Source organism: Hydrocoleum sp. CS-953 (assembly GCF_002260545.1).
Lineage (GTDB): Bacteria > Cyanobacteriota > Cyanobacteriia > Cyanobacteriales > Microcoleaceae > Trichodesmium.
On the sequence record NZ_LGSU01001495.1, the window covers coordinates 1 to 25,865 of the forward strand.

Sequence of the window (25,865 nt, forward strand, 5' to 3'; positions counted from 1 at the left end):
AGTTATAACAATAGGTATTTATGTCAGATTCTTTGTTTGATGATGCTAGTCGTAGGTTAGAAAAAGCTCTAAAATATGTTTCTCTTTCAGAAGATACAAAAGAGCGCCTCAAATATCCTAAAGCTACTTTAATAGTTTCAATTCCTGTGCGGATGGATGATGGTTCATTACGAGTTTTTCAAGGTTATCGAGTTCGTTATGATGATACAAGAGGACCGACTAAAGGTGGTATTCGTTATCATCCTAATGTGTCTATTGATGAGGTAAAATCTTTAGCTTTTTGGATGACTTTTAAATGTGCTGTTGTGAGTTTGCCTTTTGGTGGAGCGAAGGGGGGAATTACTGTTAATCCTAAAGAATTATCTCGGATGGAATTGGAACGTTTGAGTCGGGGATATATTGACGCAATCGCTGATTTTATTGGTCCTGATGTGGATATTCCCGCACCTGATATGTACACTAACCCTATGATTATGGGTTGGATGATGGATCAATACAGTATTATTAGAAGGCAATTAAGTCCGGCAGTTATTACGGGTAAACCTGTTACTATTGGTGGTAGTTTGGGGAGAAGTACGGCAACGGCAATGGGTGCTTTTTTTACCATTCAAACTATTATGCCGAAGTTTAAATATATCCCACAAAAAACTACAGTAGCAGTACAAGGATTTGGTAATGTTGGAGCAGTTTTAGCAGAGTTACTTTGTCAAGCTGGTTATAAGGTAGTTGCTGTTAGTGATTCTCAAGGAGGTATTTATTCTTCACAGGGTTTAGATATTCCGAGTATCCGTCAATATAAGGAGTCTAATAAGGGTATTCAAGCTGTTTATTGTAAGGGTACTGTTTGTAATATTGTTGAGCATAAAGTTTTGACTAATGAAGAACTTTTAGCTTTGGATGTTGATATTTTAGTTCCTGCTGCTTTGGAGAATCAAATTACTGAAGAAAATGTCAAAGATATTAAGGCAAAATTTATCTTTGAAGCAGCAAATGGTCCGATTAATTCTGCTGCAGATAGAGTTTTAGAAGAGCGTGGAATTCATGTATTTCCTGATATTTTGATTAATGCTGGTGGTGTGACAGTAAGTTATTTTGAGTGGGTACAAAATCGTAGTGGTTTGTATTGGACTTTGGATGAGGTTAATCAAAAATTAAAAGAAAAAATGGTAGTAGAAACAGAAAAGATTTGGCAAATATCTCAAGAGTTATCTATTTCTATGCGAACTGCTGCTTATGTGCATGGTTTAAATAGATTGGGAGAGGCAATTAATGCTAAGGGAACTAGAGCTTTTTATGCCAAAGGTTAGTCAATTCAAAATTCAAAAGTCAAAAGTCAAAAGTTAAAAGTGAGGAGTTATACCAATTCCCATGCATTATTGCTATACTTGGGTGATACTTCAATTATTAACTAATCAGCACAATCATAATCATTTTTTTGCTAATTTTAGCTAGTTTAATGTTAATTATTCTTATTTTTGCTTCTCCCCCACTACCCTACTCTCCTACTCCCCTACTCAACAAAATGTAGAAAAGTTTTTGAGAAATGGTATTAGAAGTCAAAAATAAAGGTCAGAAGTTAAATTCGTAGCATGGACGAAATTTGATATTTAGACAATATTCTGACAGTAATGGCGATCGCTATAATGGACAAGAAAGTAGGGAGGTTATATGCAACCTCTCTACTGGTTTATCATTCTTACTTCCTGCTTCTTACTTCTTGCTTCTTACTTCCTGCTTCTTACTTCTTGCTTCTTACTTCTTGCTTCAGTAAATAAAAATAATTGCTTACAGTGATTTTAAGTTAGGGGATTTAATTAAAAACTTTGCCTTAAAAATTAATGAAACTTCTGAAATGTTTGGGGATGTTCCTGAAGTTGAATGTAGTGAAATTTTAACTATTATTCTCAAAGAAAATGGAGATATAGCTGTGGCAATTAATACAGAAAAAGCTCGTTATGAGATGATTATTGCACCAATATTGCTGGAAATTCGACGAAAGGTTAATTACAACATTAGTCTGTTTTCTGGGGTTGATTTTAATGTAGATTTCAGCCAAGGGTTAAATGGGTTTTGTGATTTTTTGATTAGTCGTTCAAAGGAACAACTTTTTATCCACGCTCCTGTCTTAACAATTGTAGAAACTAAGAATGAAAATTTGAAATATGGGTTAGGTCAATGTGTAGCAGAAATGCTGGCAGCATAGTTATTTAATCAGCAAGAAGGAAACGAAATTTCAACTATTTATGGTGCTGTGACTATTGGTACTATTTGGCAGTTTCTTAAACTTGATGGAGATATTTTTTCTATTGATTTGAGAGAATATAGCGTTTCTCAAGCTTATGAGGTACACCTATCTTTAATATCATGTCCGGTAGCATCGGTATTGTATAGGCAAGGTAAGGAAGAAGGAACAAGGAAGAAGAAAGAAGGCTTTAGTTATCTAGGAGAGAAGGAAGAAAAAAAGGAAAAACCTTAAATTAGGTCAATATTTACCCAACTTTTACACAAACGATACCAGCGGATATGATATAATTTCTTTTCGATTCCCTATTCCCTATTCCCTGTTCCCTAAAACAAACGAATTTTGTATCTCACCAGCATGGGAATTGCTATATTAGATTCCCGATATTCAGAAGATTTTAGGAATTTTAATGTAGGTAATTAATTAGGATTTGCTGGAAAAAGTAGAGTGTGGTAAGTGTCAGGAGAGAGAATTTTATCTGCGGAAAATACTAATTTTTTGCAGCTCTAGATACCAAAAACCTGAGACTGTTTTATAGCTAAACATGCTTTGATATTTAATCAGCTAACCCTATTTATTCATTGTTCCCTAATCTAATATAATTAATCAAACTTGATTAATAATTATTGATGAGTACGCTTTCGTAAAATAAGTTTTGGTTTTGAAGAAGGTTTTGTAGAATTTTCTGGAGATTCTAAAATAAGTTTTGGTTTTGAAGAAGGTTTTGGAGAATTTTCTGGAGATTCTAAAATAAGTTTTGGTTTTGGAGAAGGTTTTGTAGACTTTTCTGGAGAATCTAAAATTTCACAATTCTCAACTAATTTACTAATTATTAAAACCTGTTCATTTGTTAAACATTCTGGAGATTGTTTCAACATTTCTGTTAATTCTTGAAAACCTTGCAATACAGGAACAGAACAATTAGTTATACCAATCCATTTCGCTACAGGAAAAACCACAGGAGTAAATACAAAATCTTCTGGGAAACCATAAATTTGAGGCATAACCCACTGCTGAAACATTTTTTTGTGATATAAACTTTGAGAAGTCGGGCTATTTTCTACGGGTATCCACCTCATTCCTTCTCGTCTTTTCCATTTATCTTCATAAGCAGTAAATGAACCTTTCCAAGTTTTGACTTCTACTAAAAAAATACCCCTATTACCAATAATTAAAAGGTCAATTTCTGTAAGTTTTTTTGATTTAATCGGAATCAACGCATTTTTAAACATTACCCAACTATCGGGCAATGACATTAGAAGAAAAGATAGAAAATTTTCACCTAAATTACCTTTGATTTGATTATGAATTTGTTTAAATTGAAAAAAACTAGCACCAATTTCTCCAAAGAAACCTCCTCCTAGAGATTCTTTGACCTGCTCCTTTCTGTCTGAGATTTTATCCTGAATTTTTGCTTGAAAAGTCTGCTGTAGCAATGGAGATTGTTTGAGAATTCTCATACTTTCTATTCAATGATTTTATCGACGACTATGATTTGAAAATAAGCTGATACAATCTTACTAATTTGATTTTGAATCCACAAGAGTAATTTTACTAAAAATAAATAGGTTTTAGGAGTATTAAAAACAATAGTTAATTCAGAGGATTTACTGATTTTAATTTCTTCATAAATTCGGTGATAAAAAGGTATTCCATATCTCTCTCTCCATTGTGCTTTCTATCTTGTACCAATTCACTTCCATTAATACTATACTTGGGCAATACTTCGGTTATTAATTAATTAGGTTTTGCTGAAAAAGTCTTTTTTAAGGAATAGAGGAGTGTAGGGGAGTAATTTTTTAAAAGTCTTTTTTAAGGGGCAGGGGAGTAAAGGAGTGTAGGGGAGTAATTTTTTTGCTTAACTCTTCCCCAAAATCCTAACTTTTTGAGTATAAAGAGCTGAAAACTAGGTACTTTTTTCCGATCTAAAAAGCATAAAACCTTTATCTGTCAATCTTTAAGATTTAATCAGCAAGCCCTAATTAGTACATCTAAAATCATTGTTTTGCTAGTTGTAGCTAATTTACTGGAGAGTACAAAGTTCTTCTAAAAAACGATTTACTTGTCTAACTGAAAGTATTATTGGTAAAAACTTAGAGCATATATAATAGTGAATACAAGTTTCTAACTTTGGAACCGCTGATAGCCATTGCTAGCAATAGCTATTCTAGGAACTTTGCACTGTCTAGTAATTTAATATTGATTATTATTATGTTTACTTCTCTGTACGGACGTTGTATAACAAAAATGCGTTTCATGTCGCCCAGCGTTTTTCATGTCGGCTCTTAGCCGTTTCGCTTTCCTACGGAATGCTAACGCAAACGCGACATATAAAGCGTTTGCGAAGCATTCCGATAGGAAAGCTTTGCGCCAGCAAAACGGAGTTGTGCGGAACGCTAAACGTCTCTACCTACTCCCCTACTCCCCTACTCAACAAAATGTAGAAAAGTTTTTGAGAAATGGTATNAACGGAGTTGTGCGGAACGCTAAACGTCTCTACCTACTCCCCTACTCCCCTACTCAACAAAATGTAGAAAAGTTTTTGAGAAATGGTATTATCTGGGTTAGTAAAGATACTACTAATTCTTGAATCCTGAGTTTTCCTATTTAACTTCCCCGGCGGGAAGTCCCGCGCTCTCCCGTAGGGGAGCGTCGCATGGGAAAGCCGGGCTAGGGTGTACGGTTTTCCTATAGTCCTAGTTGCTATAGCTATTGACAATTATATACACAGCCATTATAATATTCAGCATTATTAACACAGGGGGAGGACATCACCTCTGTCTAAACAGCGGTCAGGGTTTCCCAGACTGAAGAATCCCGCGTTGTCCCGTAAGGGCAACGTCNGACATCACCTCTGTCTAAACAGCGGTCAGGGTTTCCCAGACTGAAGAATCCCGCGTTGTCCCGTAAGGGCAACGTCGGGAGTATGTCAAAATTCAAGTCAAAATAACTAAAGCAACTAAATTATCAAGACTTAGGCAAATGTACTATATATAGAGTAAAAAAACTATAACGTTATAGTTTTAAACGCTACATACATGGTATTTGCTTAAGTCCTATTATTCTGACTCCTGACTCCTGACTCCTGACTCCTCGTACTTCGACACAGCATCGCAGTCAGCTAAATACCAGCGCCAAGGTAAATCAGTTCCTTTTGTAATGCCAATACGAGTTGTTTGTACTATTTGCAAATCTTCCTGAAATTGTAGCGCTCTATGTTCCAACCATATAGGTTGCCCCACTTGTAACGGCAAACCATTCAAACTCAGGTCTATATTAAGTAGACGACAAAGTTTACCAGGTCCGGCAGCCAAACGAGAAATTTTAGATTTTGATTTTTGTTTTGGAATATGCTCCCATAACCAATCTGGTACAGACTCTAATTGTAAAGCTCGAATTAAGACAACACTAGGCACCCCATCTACATCTGTCACAATATTCAGACAGTGGTACATCCCGTAAATGAGGAAAACATAGCTCATTCCTGGAGGGCCAAACATCACTGCATTTCGTGGGGTACGACTACGATAACCGTGACAAGCAGGATCTCCTGGTGCATAAGCTTCGGTTNTAACCAATCTGGTACAGACTCTAATTGTAAAGCTCGAATTAAGACAACACTAGGCACCCCATCTACATCTGTCACAATATTCAGACAGTGGTACATCCCGTAAATGAGGAAAACATAGCTCATTCCTGGAGGGCCAAACATCACTGCATTTCGTGGGGTACGACTACGATAACCGTGACAAGCAGGATCTCCTGGTGCATAAGCTTCGGTTTCTACTATTGTGGTGCGGATAATTTGGTCGTCGGATATTCGTCGTACTAAAGTACAACCTATTAATTCTGGGGCAACTTGAGGGGACGGGCGTTTTAGCCAAGTATTGTCTATAATCTCATTTGTTTGAGTAAAATTCATTCTTTAAAGGAGAATCTGCAATTATGGATATCAAATTAATTCTAGTGGGATTAACTGTTTTATTTACTATTGGTTGTCTGTTCTTTGGTACACAGAATGGATTCTATGATAGTGATGATTATCATGGAAATGGTTCTGCTCACTAAGTAGGTAATCTTGAGCATTGTCGCTCAAATCTTTGATTTTTTCAATTTTTAATAATTTACTTCTTGGGTAGAACATTTGTCTATCCAAGAAATTTTTTTTATGTTAAATTATATTATTTGCCAAAAAGATTGCTACGAATACTTTCAGCAATTAACAATTTTCATGTCTGCGACAGCCGATATAATTAATAATTAATAATTACCCCTTCTTAAAACGGATAGGATTGACTAAAAGGAAAATTTTTGATTTATCCCCTATCCAAAGTGAAGCTTCAAGGCGTGAATTGTTGAATGAATAATTAATTGAATATCAACTCCTAATTATTAATTATTAACTATTAATTATTAATTATTCGATCGCTTGAGTTATTGTCATTGCGAGGATAGGAAGTAATCTTGCACAATCCCTGAGATTGCTATCCGTTCCGGAATGCTCCGCAAACCTTCCAGTCCGTTCCAGTCGCTGCGGACTGATAATAACTAATTATCGGGAGATAATATAAACTACTAGATTAATCTAAATATTTCTCAATTAGGTAAATATTCAAAATCGAGAGTTTCTGCAAAAGTAAAGGGAGATTGTTCTGGAAAAATATCAACTTCAATTCCTATTTCGTTAGCTGCTTTTAGCCTACTTTTTTGATAGAATTTACCAAATATTTATGGTCAAAGTGGTTTAAGACTAGGAATATATTCTAATAGTAATTCTAGATAAATTCGCTGTTCGATAATAGTATTTTTCCAGCTTTCAGTTCTTTTTTATGGCTGATATTTCCACTTCAGCAAGTGCATCAATAGAATAATTAAACGACTTTTTAGCTCTCGTTTTTTACTCTTACCGGGTAATTAATAATTATTAATTATTAATTAAATAATTGAGGTTAAAAGCCTCCCCTTTCAAGGGAAAAAAAAATAAATTTTTTCCTTAGCTTGTCAATCCTCTCCCTACAGCAGTTTTCAAATGGATAAACCACAGTCGATTTGCACTGGGGGCATAATCCAAGACTTGTATTCGGTTGCAACTTGAGGATGTAGAGCTTTGAAACTAGCCTTTGCCTCCTGAGTTCTGTACGGGCGTTTTGCTATCGCACAACTCCGTTTTGCTGGCGCAAAGCTCCGCTAACGGCGCTTGAGCCGACATGAAAAACGCGGAGCGACATATAAAGCGGAGCTTTGCGTTAGCACATGGCCATTTNATTTCCGTTCCGGAATGCTCCGCAAACGCCCCTACGACTCCTGACTCCTACAAAAGTTTTGTGGTTTACTCAACTGAAAAGCGCTGTAAAAGGGAGAGGTAATTATCAATTATCAATTATCAATTATCAATTAATGAAAAATACTTTCTATTTCTTCGATTAAATTAGGAATATCTATTTCTGTAAACTTTCCTACTCTCAATAAATTGGCAGTTGTTTCTACCCATAATAAAAAATCTATATCGTAAAGATTTGGGGATATTGTTTCTCGTAATTTATTCATAATTATCTCACGAGGTAATTCAGTTTTATGAAAGTCAAAAGTTAGATTTTAAAGGTATTTTGAGCAAATAACTAACTATTATAGCGCTACTTGAATCGGGAATCGGGAATAGTATACTAATAAAGGGTTTTTCGTATAGGGAAAAGCTGCGCTAACAGGATTTAGAAATGTCCTAACCTTGATGCGTAGCGCTATAATATATTTAGACATTTCTAATAATAAAACAGGACTTACGCAGAAACACTATATATAGAGTTACATAGGGTTAAAAAACTATAACGTTATAGATAGGTAGTGTTTAAGACTCAAAAATACTTCAATAATTAATAATTAACAATTAATAATTACCTCTTCTGTAATAAAGGGATTAGCTAAAAGGATTTTTTTCTTTAGGGAGGTTGTATGCAACCTCCCTAGCTACTCCCTCTTTTCTAGAGTATTCATTCTTCTTCATCACTTCTAATAGTGCCATCTGGCATAATTGTATTATCAAAAATTGCGCCATCTAAGTTAGCATTATTAAGGTTAGCATTAGTAAAATTTGCATTAGTTAAATCTGCATCACTTAAGTCAGTATTTTCTAAATGAGAATTAGTAAAATTTGTATCGCTCAAGTCTGCTTCACTTAAATTTGCACCACTTAAATTAGCATTGCTCAAGTTAGCTGAATATAATTCAGATTCAGATAAATCTACATTTATTAAATCTTTACCACTCAAATCTGTTTCAGGACCAACAAACATTAATCCTGCTACATTGGGGTCAATATCTGGTGGTAAATATTCTGGATCTAAATAAAGAGTATTTTGAAAATTTACATTAGTATAGTTTGCTTCGCTCCAACCAGACATTGCTTTAATATGAGAATTACTGAAGTCAGCATTACTTAAATTTGAACCCTCAATGTAAACATCATAAAAAGTAGTGTGACTGAGATTAACATTACTCAAATTACAATCATCAAAATTAACTTCGCTTAATCGAGCATGACTAATATTTGCATCAGTCAAATTACAGTTGTTAAAAGTTGATTGAAATCCATTCATTTGAGTTAAGTTAGTATTGGTTAAATTGGAATTATCTATAGTGCTATGGTCATAACTTGTATCTGTTAAATCTGCATTACTGAAATCTATATTTTGCCAGCTTATTCCTTCTAATTTGACGTGACTAAGATTAGCATTGATGAAAGTAGTATTTTCTACTTCTGCACTAACTAACTGAGCATTACTTAAATTAGCATNTGAAATCCATTCATTTGAGTTAAGTTAGTATTGGTTAAATTGGAATTATCTATAGTGCTATGGTCATAACTTGTATCTGTTAAATCTGCATTACTGAAATCTATATTTTGCCAGCTTATTCCTTCTAATTTGACGTGACTAAGATTAGCATTGATGAAAGTAGTATTTTCTACTTCTGCACTAACTAACTGAGCATTACTTAAATTAGCATTATTTAAGTTGACATTTTTTAATTTTGCTCGGCTGAGGTTGCAGTTGCCTAAGTTGATTTCTTCTAGAGAAATATTGCTTAATTCAATATATTCAAATTCAACGCCGGAAAAATCTCTTTCTCCAGCTTGATAACGTTGAATTAATTCATTGCTATTCATAATTTTTTTCTCCAAAAGTAAGGAAGAAGGAAGAAGTAAGAAGTAAGAAGGAAGGAAGAAGGAAGAATAAAGAAGGAAGTAATAAATTGAGATGCACCTTTTTGCACCATTCTTTTTTTAAAGTAGAAGTGAGGCAGAAGTAAGGAGGAAGAAGTAAGAAGGAAATTGAGATGCACCTTGGATTAATTCATTAGTATCCATGATTTTTTTCTCCGTAGAAGTAAGAAAGAATAAAGAAGGAAGAAGGAAGAAGGAAGAAGGAAGAAGGAAGTAATAAATTGAGATGCACCTTTTTGCACCATTCTTTTTTTAAAGTAGAAGTGAGGAAGAAGTAAGGAGGAAGAAGTAAGAAGGAAATTGAGATGCACCTTGGATTAATTCATTAGTATCCATGATTTTTTTTTCCGTAGAAGTAAGAAAGAAGTCAGGAGGAAGAAGGAAGAAGGAAGTAATAAATTGAGATGCACCTTTTTGCACCATTCTTTTTTTAAAGTAGAAGTAAGGAAGAAGTAAGGAGGAAGAAGTAAGCAATAAATTGAGATGCACTTTTTGCACCACTATTTTTTTTAGTTGTAATTATATAGCAATCCGCGCATTGGTTGTGACAATTTTTATAATAGTTAATTTGAGCTGAAAACCTCTAAAATTATGAGAAAATTCTGACTCCTGACTCCTGACTCCTGACTCCTAACTACCACGAAAATATTACAACTAAAATAGGATTTCTATAGCACTTCAATTCCTCTTTAAAAATAAAACACCGTCCGTAATGTACCTGTAAAAATTGTACCATTGCTCTCTTGGTTACTAGAATCAAAAACGGCTTGAAATACAGGAGAAATTGAAATATTATCATTCATAGCATAATTATAAAAAACTTCTAAATTTGTCTGAGTGGAATTGCCAATTTCATTCACAATAAAAGGTTGCCCAACTGCTACTCCCACACGATCGCCTTCTTGCAAAACATCTAACCCAGAAAGACCAGCCATCCAATAATTAGGATTAATATCACCAAAATCTGTATCCTGATAACTACTATAACCATAGCGACCAAAAACAGCAAACTTAGAAGCAAAACCCCACTCAAAATTCACTCCTACTGCATCAAAACGGCGAGCAAAAACTCTGCCCCCACTGTAAATCAAACGTAGACTAAACCTAGACGAAGGATTATATTCAAATTCCACCATTCCTTGATGAAAACCAAATAACCCCCGCGAACCCCTACCGTCAGAATAGAGTATTGATGTAAACGCAGAAACAGGCAAAGGACCTTGACCATTTTGAGTAGGATTGTCGGAGTCTGGAGAAATGTACAAAGCACGAAGGTTGAAAGCGCTACCTCCAGGGTTCCATTGTAATATTGCTCCACCACCAATACCATCAACTGGAAATATGACATAGTTATAAACCAGGTTTGATGTAGAAAAGTCGCGGAAACTTAAAGCAGCGTAGCTATTATTGTCTATATAATCCAATGCTTCAATTAAAGGTCCTATAGATAGAGACAAATTTTCCACTACCTGAAAACTGTAGAAGACTCTTCCAATACCAACTTCGTCATCTCGTGGAGGACGTCCACTAACATCCAGAACACTGCCAAAGTTAGGTTCGAGTATTGCGTTAGCATTATCAAGAAAACCATTACTACCAGTATCAACCCGCAGTTTTAATAAGTCTGTACCTCGGAAACTGGTATCTAAATCTAAAGCTACTCGATATAATAATGTAGCTTGAGGGTTTTCGTCTGCTAATTCTCTACCATTAGGACCAATGAGGCGATCGCCATCAAACCCACCAGCATTCACAGCAAAAATTGTCTGACCGTTTAATTTGGTAGTTGTGGAAAACTGCTGTGCTTCCAAAGCATCGACTCGGTTTTCTAATGCTTCCGTCCGTGCTTTGAGGTTAGCTATTTCTACCTGAAAATCTTGTATCAGTCTTTCGATAACTATCAGGTCATCTTCTTGAATTAATTCCGCTTGACTTTCTGCCAGAAAACTTTCCAGAGTTTGCCAACAAGCATTTAAAGCTGCGGCAAATTCATATCTAGTTATGGCGCGGTTGCCTCGGTAAGTATTGTCAGGATAACCAGAGAGACAGTCGTAGCGATGCTTACAGCAAGCTCCGCTAACGCGCAAACTAAGCAATGCTGAATAGGCCCAATCAGTAGGTAAAACGTCATCTAGTTGATAAACAGGTATTTGCTGGGTAATGGGGTCATTTGGTTTGGTCTCGCTAAATTCTTCAGCATAGTTTTGAATTTGCCCCATCAACTCCTGTTTATCTTCTGTGGCCAGGGTTTTTCCACTGCTTAAAGATAATAGATTGATTAAGGTCAAACTGATGAGGATGAAATTTTTTTCCTTACCATGACTTTTGAATAATTGCAAGCTATTTCCCCCTAAAAATAGTTTATTCTGAAGTGAGATTTTATCAGATGAGGGGTCATTTCAGTTATCAGTTAGCCTCCTATCGGAGGAACTGCGTTAACAGTTATCAGTACCTCTTGGAATAGCGAGGCTTGAAGCACTGAGTTTTCTTTTTTTTATCCCTTTTAAGGGCTATCCCTGATATAAAATTTCATATCAGAGAAATAAATATAGTTGATGGAGCTGAAATTGCTCTTATAGAAATAGGAATTAGACACCATACCATATATATAGAGTCAGAAACTCCAACGTTCTAGTTTTGACACTCTATATATAGTACCTGACCATTTCTGATTAGAGAAATAAATATAGTTGATGGAGCCGAAATTGCTCTTATAGAAATAGGAATTAGACACCATACCATATATATAGAGTCAGAAACTCGAACGTCTGAGTTTTGACACTCTATATATAGTACCTGACCATTTCTGATTAGAGAAATAAATATAGTTGATGGAGCTGAAATTGCTCTTATAGAAATAGGAATTACACAGATACCATATATATAGAGTCAGAAACTCGAACGTCTGAGTTTTGACACTCTATATATAGTACCTTTGTGTAAGTCGTCAGAAATAAATATAGTTGATGGAGGCGAAATTGCTCTTATAGAAATAGGAATTAGGCATCATACTATGTATATAGAGTTATAAACTCCAACGTTCTAGTTTTGACACTCTATATATAGTACCTTTGTGTAAGTCGTCAGAAATATGAAAAAAAGTAGCGATGTACATTTTACTATATATTAGGAATTAAAACTAGCTGAGAAATATTAGTTCTATTGCGTACTTGTTCGTAGGCAATTATTCCTCCCGTAAGTGGGTAAGTAACGATTGCTTCTGGTGCCAGAATAGCATTTGTTTCAAACAAGGGATTGAGTTCTGCCAAAATTTCCCCACATTGAGTCACATCAAAAGCTCGACTATCTACTCCAAATAAGCGCAACTCCCGGTGATAAAAATCCCGGAGGTTAAAACAAACTTTCGTTTCTTTTGGTGGGGCACTAATAGCAACCAAACGACCTCTATGAGCGAGAGTCCACATACTATTTTCCAACATAGAACCGCCCACTGTATCCAATACCACATCCACACCTTCACCTCCAGTAGCAGCTAAAACAGCAGAATTAAGATTTTCCGTTGCCAAATTAATCACAATATCAACACCAGATGTTGCAACTCTTGGGTAATCTAATTCTTGTCGCACTGTACCTAAAACTTTAGCTCCCTTCCATTTTGCTATTTGAATCGCAGCTTTGCCAACCCCACCTGTTGCTCCTACTACCAAAACAGTTTCTCCAGACTGTAAATTTGCTGCTTCAATCAAAGATAACCAAGCTGTAATGTATCTAACTCCGATAGTTGCTGCTTGTATCATTGAGATATTTTTCGGTTTGGGTTGTATTGCTGTCACAGGTAATACCAAATGAGAAGCATGGGAACCATCGCGGATAAATCCAATATCGCCTCCTGTTCCCCAAACCTCAGTACCAATTAGATTTGGCGCACCTGCGACGACAACTCCAGCAAAATCTCGACCAGGTGTCCGTGGGAGGGTAGTATTTTCCATAACTCCCAAAATATTTTTCACATCACTGGGATTAATAGATGCTGCATGAACTTCAACCAGCACTTCGTCAGGTTGCAAAACGNGATAAATCCAATATCGCCTCCTGTTCCCCAAACCTCAGTACCAATTAGATTTGGCGCACCTGCGACGACAACTCCAGCAAAATCTCGACCAGGTGTCCGTGGGAGGGTAGTATTTTCCATAACTCCCAAAATATTTTTCACATCACTGGGATTAATAGATGCTGCATGAACTTCAACCAGCACTTCGTCAGGTTGCAAAACGGGAGTGGGAAGTTCTTCAAATTTGAGTTGAGTCGTTGGAGAGCCGAAATTGTCAAAGCGAAGCGCACGCATAGTTAAAATTCCTGTTTATTTTGTATAAAATTCTAGGTGTAGGGTAGGTTGCAACAGTTATAAAAAATTCTGAGTTTGTAGTTGCGCTTTAGCGCTGATAGAGATATTTCGAGCGCTTTAGCACAACGACGAGAGCTACTATTATAAGGATTGATATATCTAAAATGGTGCGTTAGATTGAATTCAAAAGTCAAAAGTAAGAATTTTCAAGTTATATCATGTTCGCCTAAATAGTTACTATAACTAAAGCTCGTAGTAGGGCTTTAGCCCCATCTAGAGTTCGGGCTAAAGCCCTACTACAAACCATATACTTTTTTATCACTGATTATCCGGACATGATATTACGACGGATTTTTAAATCACTTTGACAGCAAATAATTGTAGCCGTCTAACGCACCCTACTAGACTGTTTCAGCTAAAACTGTGCAATAGATTTTCTCCCTTGTCTTCCTTGTCTTCCTTGTCTTCCTTGTCTTCCTTGTCTAGACACAACCAAAAAGTAATGCACCATTTAAGATGAAACAATCCACTACTTTCTAAGGTGTGTCAGTCTACTACTAAAACGACACTAAGCCATGCCATTTTTTTTCTATCAGTATTCAAGCCGACATAATAAAAAATTTCATCTTGTCAATCTAGCATTCAAAAGTTGTTGCTGTGGTTTTTTCCAGAAAATTGTGAAGTATAAAATACTCAAAGCTGAAACTAGAACAAATAAAGCAACGGTACAAACTCCATTCCATTGCCAACTACTCCAAGCATAGTTACCACAGTAAGACCCCATAGCTCCTCCCACAAAGTAGGAAACCATATAAACTGTATTCAGACGACTATGTATTTTGGCAGGTAAACTATAAATTTGTGCTTGGTTAGAGATTTGAGTTGTCTGCACCCCCAAGTCTAACAATATCACTCCCAAAATTAGACCCCATAATTCATATCTTGCTAAAGAAAATACTAAAAATGATGAACTAGAAATTACCACACCTAACATAGAAATCAATCTAGGATTTTTTCGGTCTGCCATTCGACCAGCAACTACTGCTGCTATAGCTCCCACAATACCAACTAAACCAAACATTCCTGCTACTTGACTACTGTAATTTAGAGGTTGGGCTTTCAGGAAAAATGCCATTGTACTCCAGAAAATACTATAACCAGCAAAAGACATTGCTCCAATTAAAGCTACTTGTCGCAATAATAATTGTTCTCTAATTACTTCCCCCAAAGAAAGAATCAATTTGGGGTATGAGAGAGTGACAGAGGGTTTTGCTTTTGGCAGTACAAATGTTGATACTAATCCTATGAATATCATCAACCCACTAGCAAAGAAATATATTGCTCGCCAACCAAAATTTGCTCCGACGAATCCACTGGTTATTCTAGCTAAAACAATCCCAATGAATAAACCACTCATCACAGTTCCGACAGCTTTGCCACGTTTTTCTGGTTCTACTAAAAAAACAGCAAAAGGTACAACAAGTTGCGGAACTATTGTAGTCATACCAATGAGTAAGCTCGCAATAATTAAGCAAGCAATATTAGGAGACATAGCTGCTGTTAATAATGCTAAAGCAGTTGCTATTAGCATTGTCACAATTAAGCGTCGTCGTTCTAGGATATCTCCCAAGGGTACAAATAGTAGTAACCCCAAAGCATAACCAATTTGTGTCATCATGGGAATTAACCCAACTTGCTGAGTGGGAGCATGGAAGCTTTCGGCAATTAATGCTAGTAGGGGTTGATTGTAATATAAGTTGGCAACTGTGGCTCCACCGACAACTGCCATAATTAATAAAGTTTTGTTAATATCCATAGTTAATTTTTGAGAATAGTTGTATATCTGTAGGTTGGGTTAAGCGACAGCGCAACCCAACAAAAACCTATAAGTCTGGACTTACGCAGCAGAACCCAGAAACCCGGTTTCTCGTAGATGTTTTTTGTTCAAAACAATGATTTAGCTTAGAAACCGGGTTTCTTTGCATAAGTCCTATAAGTAAAACTTGTAGTAGACTGACACAGCTAAAAGTGTGCAGAGCGCTTTTTTCATAATCACCCTATCGCCCCATCGCCCCATCACCCCATTTTCTAAGGCACCATTTTAGATGTGTCAGTCCAGTAGGGTGCATTGCAACGCACTTACACCTTCCTTTGTTTGTAGTTTAATGTAGGTTGGGTTGAGCGGTAGTGAAACCCAACAAAACCTTAGTGGTGCTCGGTTTAATTCTTAAATCAAACCTACGCTTATTGCACTATTTTAGCTGTGTCAGCCCACTATTAGACTCAACCTAACCTACAGCAGCTCAATAATTTTACTGTTGGGTTTCGTTCCTCAACCCAACCTACACAAACTCTTGGGCGTTAACTCTGTGCATATCCTGCATCTACAACTATTGTTTGACGAGTTATTGCTCTGGATGTATCGGAAGCGAGAAATAAATATGTTCCGACTAACTCTTGGGGTGTTAATTCTATGGGAATTGATTGTAATTCATGTAGAGTCTTATGTTTTGCTTCTGGTGTCACCCACTGTCGCAGTTGCCTTTCTGTCATTATCCAACCTGGTGCTACGGAATTTACCCGAATATGATGTTTCCCAACTGCTTCTGCTAAAGTTCTAACCATACCTACTATTGCTGCTTTTGTGGCATTGTAAGCAACCATATCTGGTTTGGCAATCCAAACTAGGTGAGAACTTGTCATAATAATACTACCGCCACCAGCATTAATCATTTCTGGTAATAATTCCCGACAGGTAATAAAATAATGTACAACATTTAATTGAAATAGATCGTTCCATTCTTGTGCTGACATTTCTAACAGGTTACATCTGGGATCGTAACCAGCATTGTTAATTAAAACATTTACTACTGGTTTGTCTTTTTTAACTTTGGCTAAAGTTTCAGTTAAAGCTTCACTATCAGTTAAATCTATTTCATAGACATTGACTTTACAATTATATTGTTGGCATTCTTCAGCTATTTGTAAACCTCTATCATAATCTTTATCTAAAATGGTTACTTCTGCTGCTTGTTCGGCAAATGTTTTAGTTAGAGCTTCGCCAATTCCATTACTGCCACCAGTAATTAAAATATGTTTGTCTTTTAAGTCTTGATAGATGGGATTCATTTGATTTTCTCCTAATTTTAATTCCCAGTATTTAAACTCAGCAATAAACGTAAGTTGGGTTGACGTAGGAAACCCAACAATAATAACTAAAAAGGGAAAAAAAGAAATAATATTTCCTTATATTCAATTCCGTAACGGTTTTAACCAGAGGTAATTATCAATTATCAATTATCAATTATCCATTATCAATTTAATCCGTATATCCGTGGCATAATCCGTGTGAGCAGTTCAACCCAACCTACATCTATTGCAAAATTTAAGATGTAACAGTCTACTACTTGATTATCTTAGGGCTAGAGCAAAACTACAAACTATAAATCAACTATTAGCAACTAAGACTTTTGTTTGATTCACAATCCAATTTTTACTTACTGATAAATGAAATGTTAGTTCATCCAAATCTATCTCTTCTTTTGAACCTGGTGTTTGTCTTGGTTGAGCGCATTCTAGAATTATCGGACCGGAAAATTTAATCTCATCAAGTGCGTCGAAATGTTCGGCAAAATTAGTATGACCAAAACCAATGCCTTTTCTGTTAGAATCAGCGATTTGATAAACACTTAGTTTATCCCCACATTCTTGAATTGCTTTAACTAAATTTGCTTCTTCTAAATTGCCATGATAGGTATCTAGAATAACAGTCATATTTGGCGAGTTAATTTCTGCTAGTAAAGATAAAACATCANCTCATCAAGTGCGTCGAAATGTTCGGCAAAATTAGTATGACCAAAACCAATGCCTTTTCTGTTAGAATCAGCGATTTGATAAACACTTAGTTTATCCCCACATTCTTGAATTGCTTTAACTAAATTTGCTTCTTCTAAATTGCCATGATAGGTATCTAGAATAACAGTCATATTTGGCGAGTTAATTTCTGCTAGTAAAGATAAAACATCATTACTATTCAGAATGAAACGACATAAATAACGATTCAGGGGTTCAAAACCTAATTTAATTTTGGCTTTTTCTGCATAAACTGCTAATTCTTGGCAAGATGCAATTAAATTATCTCTGGAACCTGCATAAGTAGTTCCCATCTGACTCTGAATATATTCATGGCAAGTAATTATAGGATTGCCTAATTCTGCTCCATAATCAATTAACTTTTTATAGTAATCTAGGGCTACTGTTCTGGTTTGGCGATCGCTACTTCCTAAATCTACATTACTAGGAGTCATGGAAAATATTTCTAAACCATTATCTGCCAAAATATCTTTCACATTTTGAGGTAGAGTTTGATTAATATCTACATATAATTCCACTCCATCGAAACCCATTTCTGAAATAATTTTGGCAGTTTTTTCTAATTTATTCTGACCAAATATCCAGGTAGTAACGCCTATTTTTCTCTGTATACTTATACTCATTTTTTCCTAGTAAATATATTACAAAATTGGTAACACAAGCATCCTGCTTGTTACAGGCTGGAAGCCTGTGTTACACGGTGTATAAAATTAGTTTAAGTTTGTGCATTAAGCAGATTTAAAAAATATTTCCATCGGATTTTTCCTTTTATCGACAATAATTAAAACTTTCCTTCTTCCTCCTTCTTACTTCTTACTTATTACTTCCTCCTTCTTCCTTCTTCCTTCTTCCTTCTTCCTTCTTCCTTCTTCTTCCTTCTTCCTTCTTCCTTCTTCCTTCCTAAACTAATCACTAGTCACAAAAAGTCTACTAATTAACCCCAAACTCAAAACAGAAAAACCAGCAGCAGCGTAAAAAACTCCAGCCATTCCCCAAACTCCAAAAGCAACTCCAGCTAATAACGGACCTAATGCTTGTCCGATAGATAAAACCGTAGCATTAACAGCCATAAAACCAGCACGATAATCTTGAGGAGCAAATTTTCCTAACAATGCCTGAGTAGCAGGAAAACACATTCCATGAGCAGCTCCAAACAAAATACTAGGAATTATTAATAACCACATATTTTGTAGCAATGGAGTAACTATTACTGCCAAAGTATAAAGTACAAATGAAACTTTAATTAGGGTAAATTCTGATAGAGATTGGGGAAATAATGCCACCTGAGAAGAAACAAATGCTAAAGATAAAGCCATAGTTGCTAAAATAATTCCAATTGCTACATGAGAAGCTCCAAAAACATCTCCAGCTAACATCGGAATATAAGTAAAATAAGGACCGAACAGCAAGATAAATAAAGCAACTACTGCAAACAACAATCCTAATACTTGACTATTATTAACACTATGCCAAATATTTCTTAAATATACTTTCAAACGGAATTTTGGTGGTTTTTCAAATGAGGGTAATTCTAGGAAAAAAATCACAGCAAGTACAATAGGAACTGCTAACAATGGCAATAAAAAAGGATAGCGCCATCCCCATGTTGCTAAACCCCCACTAATTAAAGGATACACTGCCAAACTCATACCAATCATACTGGCGTTGAATGCCATTGCCGATGTCAGACTCTTACCTGAATACAAATCGCTGATTAATGTTAGTGCTAAAGCTTCTAAACTAGCTGCTCCCACACCTTGCAGAAATCGTAATTCTAATAATGTCCGAAAATTTGGAGCAAAACTACAAGCAACACCAGCAATAGCAAATAGTAATAAAGAAGGAATTAAAATTTGTTTTCTACCGAAGCGATCTGCTAAAACTCCAGATATAGGAGTTCCGATGGCGATAGGTACAACAAATGCTGTAATTACTAATCCCACTTTTTCCGGTGGAACTTCCAGTGCTGATGCCATTGTTGGCAATACAGGTCCGATACTACTTGAACCCAAGACTGCCATCAATGTTATACCAATAATGATTTGTAGGTTTCTATCTAAGTAAATTTTTGTACTGTGACTGAGAAATTTACTGTTTTCCATTGCTTGACTTTCCTGGTAAATTACTAAAGCATTAATGTAGTAAACTGACACGCCGAAAAATGTAGGTTGGGTAGAGGAATGAAACCCAACAATAGATTAGTGTAGGGTGCATTAGACTTACAATCTAAGGTTTGACAGGTTTTTCACAATCTGTCGTAACGCACCATTTTAGTCTTGGTGCGTTACGCTACCGCTAACACACCCTACTAAAGTGACACAGCTAAAACTGTGCATTAGGGAGTAGGGGAGTAGGGGAGTAGGGGAGAAAGATTTTTGTTGGGTTTTTCCGTTGGAAATGCTCNGGGAGTAGGGGAGTAGGGGAGTAGGGGAGAAAGATTTTTGTTGGGTTTTTCCGTTGGAAATGCTCCGCAAACGTCCCATGCTGCGCAATGCTAACGCAAACAACCCAACCTACATCTATTGCACCATTTAAGGTGTGTCAGTCTACTACTAGAATTAATTATCCTATTGTTGGTTTGAGGAACGAAACCTAACCTACGCTTATTGCACTAAAGTTTTATGCTACACTAACAATCAACTCTACTCCTCCTTCAGGGATTCGTCCCTTATTCTACTGAAAACCTTTGTCAGACAGGAAAGAGGTTGTAGGGAAACAGGGGAAAAGGTAGTATTTCGACGATTAAATGCCCATAAAATCGCGATTTTTCTTCCTTTCCCTTTTCTTTACCTAAAATGTTTTTGTTTCCCATCATTACACTTAATAAATAATCCTAATTTTTACCACAATAATTGGCTATAAAACCTCAACTATTAAGGCAAAATGTTTTTGGAGCGTTGCTCTAATCCCCATTACAAAAACAACTTCTGAATTCTGAATTCTAAATTCTGAATTCGTTAATCCCTTTGAGCTATTTTAACTGAGGAGAAGTAGAGTTAAGTTGCTTCAATTATGCAGTAGTAACCGCAACTTTTCCAGTTGCCTTTTCGATAAAATTATCTAGAACTTTTTCGACCAATTCAAGATCTACTGTTGCCAAATAATCTCCCTCTGGGTTATAACATTGACCAATTTTTTCTAAGATAACAAACCGGATATCTTCCCCAGTTTTCTTATTATCTGCAATCATCGCCTGCATTAATAAATTAGTAGTAACATTCTCAGGCCAAGGATTATTAAATCCTAGTTTTTCTTCAATAAAGTAGTAGTGTAAATCTACATCTTTTTGGGAAATTAATCCCATTTCTTTCGCTAGTTCCGCTGCTATTTTCATACCATAAGAAACTGCTTCTCCATGAGATAGTTTTCCTTTTAGTAACCATTCCAAACCATGACCAAAGGTATGACCATACTCTAGAATAATTCCCAAATTTTTTTCAGTGGGGTCTTGCTTAAGTATTTCTAGTTTGGAGAGAATAATTTTATAAGCTAGGTCAGTTAACNCATTTCTTTCGCTAGTTCCGCTGCTATTTTCATACCATAAGAAACTGCTTCTCCATGAGATAGTTTTCCTTTTAGTAACCATTCCAAACCATGACCAAAGGTATGACCATACTCTAGAATAATTCCCAAATTTTTTTCAGTGGGGTCTTGCTTAAGTATTTCTAGTTTGGAGAGAATAATTTTATAAGCTAGGTCAGTTAACTGCTCGTCAGAAAAATTAAGCTCAGGATTAAGAGTATTTTCTAAATAATCCAAAAAGCTAGGTTCAGCAATAAAACCATTTTTAATCCCTTCAATAATTCCACATCTCTTATAAAAAGCAGGCTCTGTTTTTAAGTATTTTGTATCTGCCCAAATAAATAGAGGACTATGATAAAGACCAAAGTGATTTTTGCCAGTTGAACCATTAACAGCTTGTTTATTACTGAGGGTACTATCAGTTTGACCAGTCATACTTGTGGAGATTTCAATAAACCGAATTCCACGGTAAATTAATCCAGCAACTAAACCAACAATATTTCCTACTGTTCCTCCACCAAAGGCAACTAATAGGGATTTTTTAGATACTCCTTCAGCAATTAATGTTTCACATATTTCTTCTAAGACTGGGAAGTATTTACACTTCTCACCAGGAGGTACTATTTCCAGAATACAATGATATTTTGCATTCAGTTCGTGGAAGATTTCCTTTCCATAAAGTTCCAACAGATTTTCCTCTGTGAAGAAGAATATTTTGTCGAAGTCATGTTTTGAGAATTCGTTGACAAGATGTTCCTTGATATCGTATCCGAAATAAAATGGACTGGGTTTGAGTAGCTCGGTGTTGAGTTCAACCATTTTTCCTGGAGTCCATTCTTGTGTCATGTTGTAATCTATCATTAGTTCCCCTTTGTAGATAAAGTATGAATTGCTTTAATTTATATAGTGAACTAATTGATATAAAATGTCAGTAAATTAAATCTACAATTTCCTACAATATGCGATCGCGTTGTAGTCTGGCCTTAATTTCACCAGCTAATTGTCTAGCTTGAAGATTGGGATTACCATCTTTGCTGCACCATTGGCGAACAGTTTGGGGTTGCACTCCCATCAACTCGGCAAAATCATTTCTGTGAAACCCTTCTAACTTTTCCTGTAGTTCAAAGAGTAGTTGCACTGGGTGATAGTCAGATACTTGTATTCTTGCTAAATTGAATATTGTNGTAAATTAAATCTACAATTTCCTACAATATGCGATCGCGTTGTAGTCTGGCCTTAATTTCACCAGCTAATTGTCTAGCTTGAAGATTGGGATTACCATCTTTGCTGCACCATTGGCGAACAGTTTGGGGTTGCACTCCCATCAACTCGGCAAAATCATTTCTGTGAAACCCTTCTAACTTTTCCTGTAGTTCAAAGAGTAGTTGCACTGGGTGATAGTCAGATACTTGTATTCTTGCTAAATTGAATATTGTTTTAGGCATTGTCTCAATTTCCTTTTGTTCCCAACATTGGTGGATCGATTGAAATGACCTTTTCCCACCCTTAACTGCGAGCAGTACAACGGTAGCTTTTTTCAATTTAGAGGCTGTTTGCGATGAATCCGTGGAAACCTAACCTTCCTATCCCCCCTAACCACCCTGGGAAAGGGGAGAAGAAGGGAATGGGGGTTTCTCCTACAAGGAGAGAGGTTTTTATGAGTTTACAAACAGTCTCTTAAGTATAAATTTTTAATAAAGAAAGCTGGATTTACCCATGGCAAGTTTTTCCAAGCTATTTGGGCTTAAATCAATCATTATTTTTTTGTAATTTTCTACTTAAACTTAGTTTAGAGCCTAATTTACTAATTGAGATGTATTCTCAATATTTTTTAAAATTCTCAATAAACCCAATAAATTTGGGGTTTATTGAGAATAGGATGCGATCGCCAGTCAAACTATGAGGAGCGGTATTACTTGATTAGGACTTACGCACTACAATGTATTTTCGTCATTGCAACCGACAGGGTTTGCGGAGCAGTCCGGAACGGATAGCAATCTCAGATCCTAGTTTTTCGTATCTCATCCGTAAGTCCTGTTGATAAGCGACCACTATAAATCAAACCAAAGTCTTAAGTAAAGTTAGCCCTTAGCAAGATGAATAAAACTTAATCAGTCTAGAAACAAATTTTTGATAATTCTGTATAGCTCAATACCCTATGCACATACTATAAACTTATTAAGATAGAATATTATTAAGGTTCTATTTTGACTACCTACTGGAATGGCACTTATGCAATGGTGGTGACGACGCATTGTTAAATATGGACTCGCAGTAATTAAGGTAGTGGCGTCACACGCCTAAAATATTGCAATAGTAGGGGCGGGTTCGGCGTTAAGTTAATGGCGTTACACGCGATCGGGTGAACCCGCCCCCGCCCCAATAATCTCATGCACATTCATTAGCTGTGTCGATCTAGTAGGGTGCGTTTTGCTGCGCAACATGAAAAGGGGGTGAATTTAATGATGGCGTAGTCGAGTTAATATTGTTCCCGCGTAACGCACCGATGTTCCTGCTAGTTAGTTTACTTGCTACAAACTGACTTTACTAACTTACAGGAAGTCTTGCCACAGGCTTTAAACGCTCTTTCTTTTGCCTCGCCTTCTGTATCACCTCGTCCCGAATACCATGTGTAATTATCTTTGACAACTGCTCCACACTCATTATCCAATGTTATCACAACTTCACAACCTGCACCGCATTTGCTTATTGCTTCTTTCTTTGCCTCAGCGCGAGTTGAACGGTTACTTGCCAATCCGTAAGTTGTCCTATCAGAAGAGATAGCGATCGCTCCATGCTTACCTTGGGCGAGAGCAGAATCTATAAATATGCCTTGGAGTAATATCAAAATTGCTGCTGTGAGCTTAAGTTGCTTGTTCATAAAAAATCCTACATTGTTAAAATACTATTTGTATAAGCTTACACCTATATTTTAACCCAAAGTTCCGCAATAGACTATACAAATTAGGAATCGTTAAATTTTGCTCTTCGGTCGATTAGTTTTTTCTTCGTTGGTTCATTAATTTCATCAATTTTTATCCCCTTCAATGTTGATCCCCACAGTTCAGCCTCAGTTAAATTAGCCCCACTTAAGTCAGCACATTGTGTTTCTTTTTTCTGAAGATTCCATCCCAAGCAAGCAAGCAGTTCTCCTTCTCTACTAAAAGGAATAATATGCCATCCCATCCAAGGCAACCAACCCCAATCAGCATCTTTCTGGTATGTATGACAAGATAAATCCGCGTAGTTGAAATTAGAGTTTTTTAAGCCAGCATTTTTAAAGGTAGATCCTCTTAAATCTCCCTTTGTTAATTGTGCTTCTTTAAAACTGAAACCTTTAAAATTTGTAAGTTTTAAATTAGCTCCATGATAAAAAATATCAGATGATTCATTCTTCAAACTTTTATCACCGTTAAAATTTTTTGGTATCTCTAATTTATTTAGAAAAAGTACAATACCAGCTTTTCTCGGGCTACCACTGATTTCCCTAAGAACAACTAATGTCATATTGTGAATTAACTGGTACTCTTTACTTTTTGTTTCCTTGTAATCTTGGTTATAGCGAATTTCTTTCAGGGCAGAGAAATAATTTTCAGCAATTTTTTGTTCGTTAGTATCTGTGGATTTACGATCTTGTCTTAGTTCACTTTGATAGTTTATATAAAGACCGAAAAGCCAAGCAACAAAGCTAATAAATAATGGTAGAGGTAATTTTTTAATCACCCCAGAAATAGTTGTTAGAATCTCCCAATATTTTTCTTTATAGTTCATTATTACCTTCCTCCAATTTCTGATTATAAGTAGGTAGGAAAGAAATATTCATGCAGTCGAAAACCTTGAGATTCCAATCCGTTCCAGTCGCTTCGGACGTACTTTTAAATTTTCACACCTACCTACTTAGGTTATTTAAAACAAACAATATCCTGATCCGCCGCAGGCGGAAAAGTTGAAAATAAAAATGGTATATAAAGTTAGCCCCTCCTGTATCTCCAGGGCTGATTCATTGTCACAAAATGGATAGTCATTTAACTCTTTAGTCAATCCATCTTCAACTTTCTGTAATTGTAGAGAAAACCCAAAATTTGGAATAGTTTATAAAAGAGAAAAGTTAAGCAGATACACAAAATTAATTACACAGAAGTATTCTGAATTCCGACTTCTGAGTTTTAACTCCTTCTGACTCCTAAATCATAAAATAATATCATGTCCGTTTGAATAGTTATGATTAAAGGAATAGGAGAGACAGGAGTGGGAGAAGTTAAAATGCACCCTTTTTCTTATATTCTTATTATAACAATTTGATAAATAATTTGCGATGAATATCTGTTGCCTGTTGCTTGTTGTCTTTTGCCTATTTATTGTTGCCTATAACTAGAATTGTGTACCTGCTTATTTCAAATTGGTACTAGTAAGGAACTGAAATTGTAGCGATCGCGCGGTTATCCAGACACAATATAATTACAGCAGTTTTCGAGTCAATAACACACCTAAAATATTGCAATAGTAGGGGCAGGTTCCACGTTAAGTTAATGGTATTACAAATTATCAGATGAACCCGCCCCCGCGCCAATAATAATCTAATTCACACTCATTAGCTGTGTCAGTCCACTACTAGACCGACACATATTCAATGGTGCGTTACGACATATTGTTAAATACCTTTTATAGCCTAGGTTATAGCTGTCTAACGCACCCTACTGGAC

General features: G+C 36.0%; 19 protein-coding genes and 6 pseudogenes. 4 read left to right on the forward strand and 21 right to left on the reverse strand.

The annotated features are described in order from the left end of the window. Positions 1-20 precede the first annotated feature (20 nt). The 3 genes from AFK68_RS33695 (at position 21) to AFK68_RS47515 (ending at position 2,476) form a co-directional block, all read left to right on the forward strand. A complete protein-coding gene (locus AFK68_RS33695; protein ID WP_094678717.1) occupies positions 21-1,307 on the forward strand; it encodes a Glu/Leu/Phe/Val dehydrogenase in 1,287 nt (428 codons plus the stop codon). A gap of 545 nt (positions 1,308-1,852) precedes the next feature. Continuing rightward, a complete protein-coding gene (locus AFK68_RS47510) occupies positions 1,853-2,203 on the forward strand; it encodes a hypothetical protein (protein ID WP_371357683.1) in 351 nt (116 codons plus the stop codon). 48 nt (positions 2,204-2,251) lie between these two features. Beyond that, positions 2,252-2,476: a hypothetical protein gene (locus AFK68_RS47515; protein WP_371357684.1), complete on the forward strand. Its 225-nt coding sequence runs from the start codon at positions 2,252-2,254 to the stop codon at positions 2,474-2,476. Positions 2,477-2,865: 389 nt separating this feature from the next. Here the strand turns inward: AFK68_RS47515 and AFK68_RS33705 are convergent, their stop codons facing one another. The 3 genes and pseudogenes from AFK68_RS33705 to AFK68_RS33720 form a co-directional block, all read right to left on the reverse strand. Next, on the reverse strand, positions 2,866-3,702 hold the full coding sequence (locus AFK68_RS33705) for a nuclease-related domain-containing protein (protein WP_094678719.1): 837 nt from the start codon (positions 3,700-3,702) through the stop codon (positions 2,866-2,868). A 1,599-nt stretch (positions 3,703-5,301) separates the two neighbouring features. Then, positions 5,302-5,742 carry a DNA-3-methyladenine glycosylase gene (locus tag AFK68_RS33715; protein WP_371357686.1) on the reverse strand — a complete coding sequence of 147 codons (441 nt, stop codon included), beginning with the start codon at positions 5,740-5,742 and terminating at the stop codon, positions 5,302-5,304. A 71-nt stretch (positions 5,743-5,813) separates the two neighbouring features. Continuing rightward, a pseudogene (locus tag AFK68_RS33720) lies at positions 5,814-6,164 on the reverse strand (DNA-3-methyladenine glycosylase); the annotation flags it as partial. A 23-nt stretch (positions 6,165-6,187) separates the two neighbouring features. Between AFK68_RS33720 and AFK68_RS43770 the strand changes: the two are divergent. Next, positions 6,188-6,310, forward strand: a complete 123-nt coding sequence (locus AFK68_RS43770) for a hypothetical protein (protein WP_094678727.1) — start codon at positions 6,188-6,190, stop codon at positions 6,308-6,310. A gap of 528 nt (positions 6,311-6,838) precedes the next feature. Here AFK68_RS43770 and AFK68_RS33730 read toward each other — a convergent pair. From AFK68_RS33730 to AFK68_RS33815, 18 genes and pseudogenes are all read right to left on the reverse strand, one after another. Continuing rightward, positions 6,839-7,138 (reverse strand): annotated as a pseudogene (locus AFK68_RS33730) (DUF29 domain-containing protein); the annotation flags it as partial. Between the two features lie 498 nt (positions 7,139-7,636). Further along, positions 7,637-7,789, reverse strand: coding sequence for a DUF29 family protein (locus AFK68_RS33735; RefSeq protein WP_094678729.1), 153 nt, complete (start codon positions 7,787-7,789; stop codon positions 7,637-7,639). A gap of 440 nt (positions 7,790-8,229) precedes the next feature. Beyond that, positions 8,230-9,032, reverse strand: an 803-nt coding sequence (locus AFK68_RS47520; protein WP_371357685.1) for a pentapeptide repeat-containing protein, incomplete at its 5' end; no start/stop codon positions are given. 1 nt (position 9,033) lies between these two features. Further along, positions 9,034-9,404 (reverse strand): annotated as a pseudogene (locus AFK68_RS47525) (pentapeptide repeat-containing protein); the annotation flags it as partial. Positions 9,405-10,150: 746 nt separating this feature from the next. Next, positions 10,151-11,800, reverse strand: coding sequence for an iron uptake porin (locus AFK68_RS33750; RefSeq protein WP_094678735.1), 1,650 nt, complete (start codon positions 11,798-11,800; stop codon positions 10,151-10,153). A gap of 780 nt (positions 11,801-12,580) precedes the next feature. Then, a complete protein-coding gene (locus tag AFK68_RS47530) occupies positions 12,581-13,474 on the reverse strand; it encodes a zinc-binding alcohol dehydrogenase family protein (protein ID WP_168186770.1) in 894 nt (297 codons plus the stop codon). 20 nt (positions 13,475-13,494) lie between these two features. Continuing rightward, positions 13,495-13,767 (reverse strand): annotated as a pseudogene (locus AFK68_RS47535) (alcohol dehydrogenase catalytic domain-containing protein); the annotation flags it as partial. A 622-nt stretch (positions 13,768-14,389) separates the two neighbouring features. Further along, on the reverse strand, positions 14,390-15,583 hold the full coding sequence (locus AFK68_RS33765) for an MFS transporter (RefSeq protein WP_168186771.1): 1,194 nt from the start codon (positions 15,581-15,583) through the stop codon (positions 14,390-14,392). Positions 15,584-16,128: 545 nt separating this feature from the next. Beyond that, positions 16,129-16,896: an SDR family NAD(P)-dependent oxidoreductase gene (locus AFK68_RS33770; RefSeq protein WP_094678741.1), complete on the reverse strand. Its 768-nt coding sequence runs from the start codon at positions 16,894-16,896 to the stop codon at positions 16,129-16,131. 318 nt (positions 16,897-17,214) lie between these two features. Beyond that, on the reverse strand, positions 17,215-17,581 hold a 367-nt coding region (locus tag AFK68_RS47540), incomplete at its 5' end, for a sugar phosphate isomerase/epimerase (protein ID WP_168186773.1). Position 17,582: 1 nt separating this feature from the next. Continuing rightward, positions 17,583-18,263 (reverse strand): annotated as a pseudogene (locus tag AFK68_RS47545) (sugar phosphate isomerase/epimerase family protein); the annotation flags it as partial. Between the two features lie 282 nt (positions 18,264-18,545). Next, positions 18,546-19,793, reverse strand: a complete 1,248-nt coding sequence (locus AFK68_RS33785; protein ID WP_143438593.1) for an MFS transporter — start codon at positions 19,791-19,793, stop codon at positions 18,546-18,548. A gap of 857 nt (positions 19,794-20,650) precedes the next feature. Then, entirely contained in the window at positions 20,651-20,974 is a 324-nt protein-coding gene (locus AFK68_RS47550; protein ID WP_371357687.1) for a hypothetical protein, read from the reverse strand. Between the two features lie 170 nt (positions 20,975-21,144). Then, a pseudogene (locus AFK68_RS47555) lies at positions 21,145-22,023 on the reverse strand (hypothetical protein); the annotation flags it as partial. A gap of 91 nt (positions 22,024-22,114) precedes the next feature. Then, on the reverse strand, positions 22,115-22,345 hold a 231-nt coding region (locus AFK68_RS33800; RefSeq protein WP_210407764.1), incomplete at its 5' end, for a hypothetical protein. Positions 22,346-22,367: 22 nt separating this feature from the next. Next, a complete protein-coding gene (locus tag AFK68_RS33805) occupies positions 22,368-22,607 on the reverse strand; it encodes a helix-turn-helix domain containing protein (RefSeq protein WP_143438594.1) in 240 nt (79 codons plus the stop codon). 1,079 nt (positions 22,608-23,686) lie between these two features. Then, positions 23,687-24,043 (reverse strand): DUF4189 domain-containing protein, encoded by a 357-nt coding sequence (locus AFK68_RS33810; protein ID WP_094678757.1) that lies wholly within the window; start codon positions 24,041-24,043, stop codon positions 23,687-23,689. Positions 24,044-24,126: 83 nt separating this feature from the next. Then, positions 24,127-24,933, reverse strand: a complete 807-nt coding sequence (locus AFK68_RS33815; protein ID WP_094678759.1) for a pentapeptide repeat-containing protein — start codon at positions 24,931-24,933, stop codon at positions 24,127-24,129. Between the last annotated feature and the right edge of the window lie 932 nt (positions 24,934-25,865).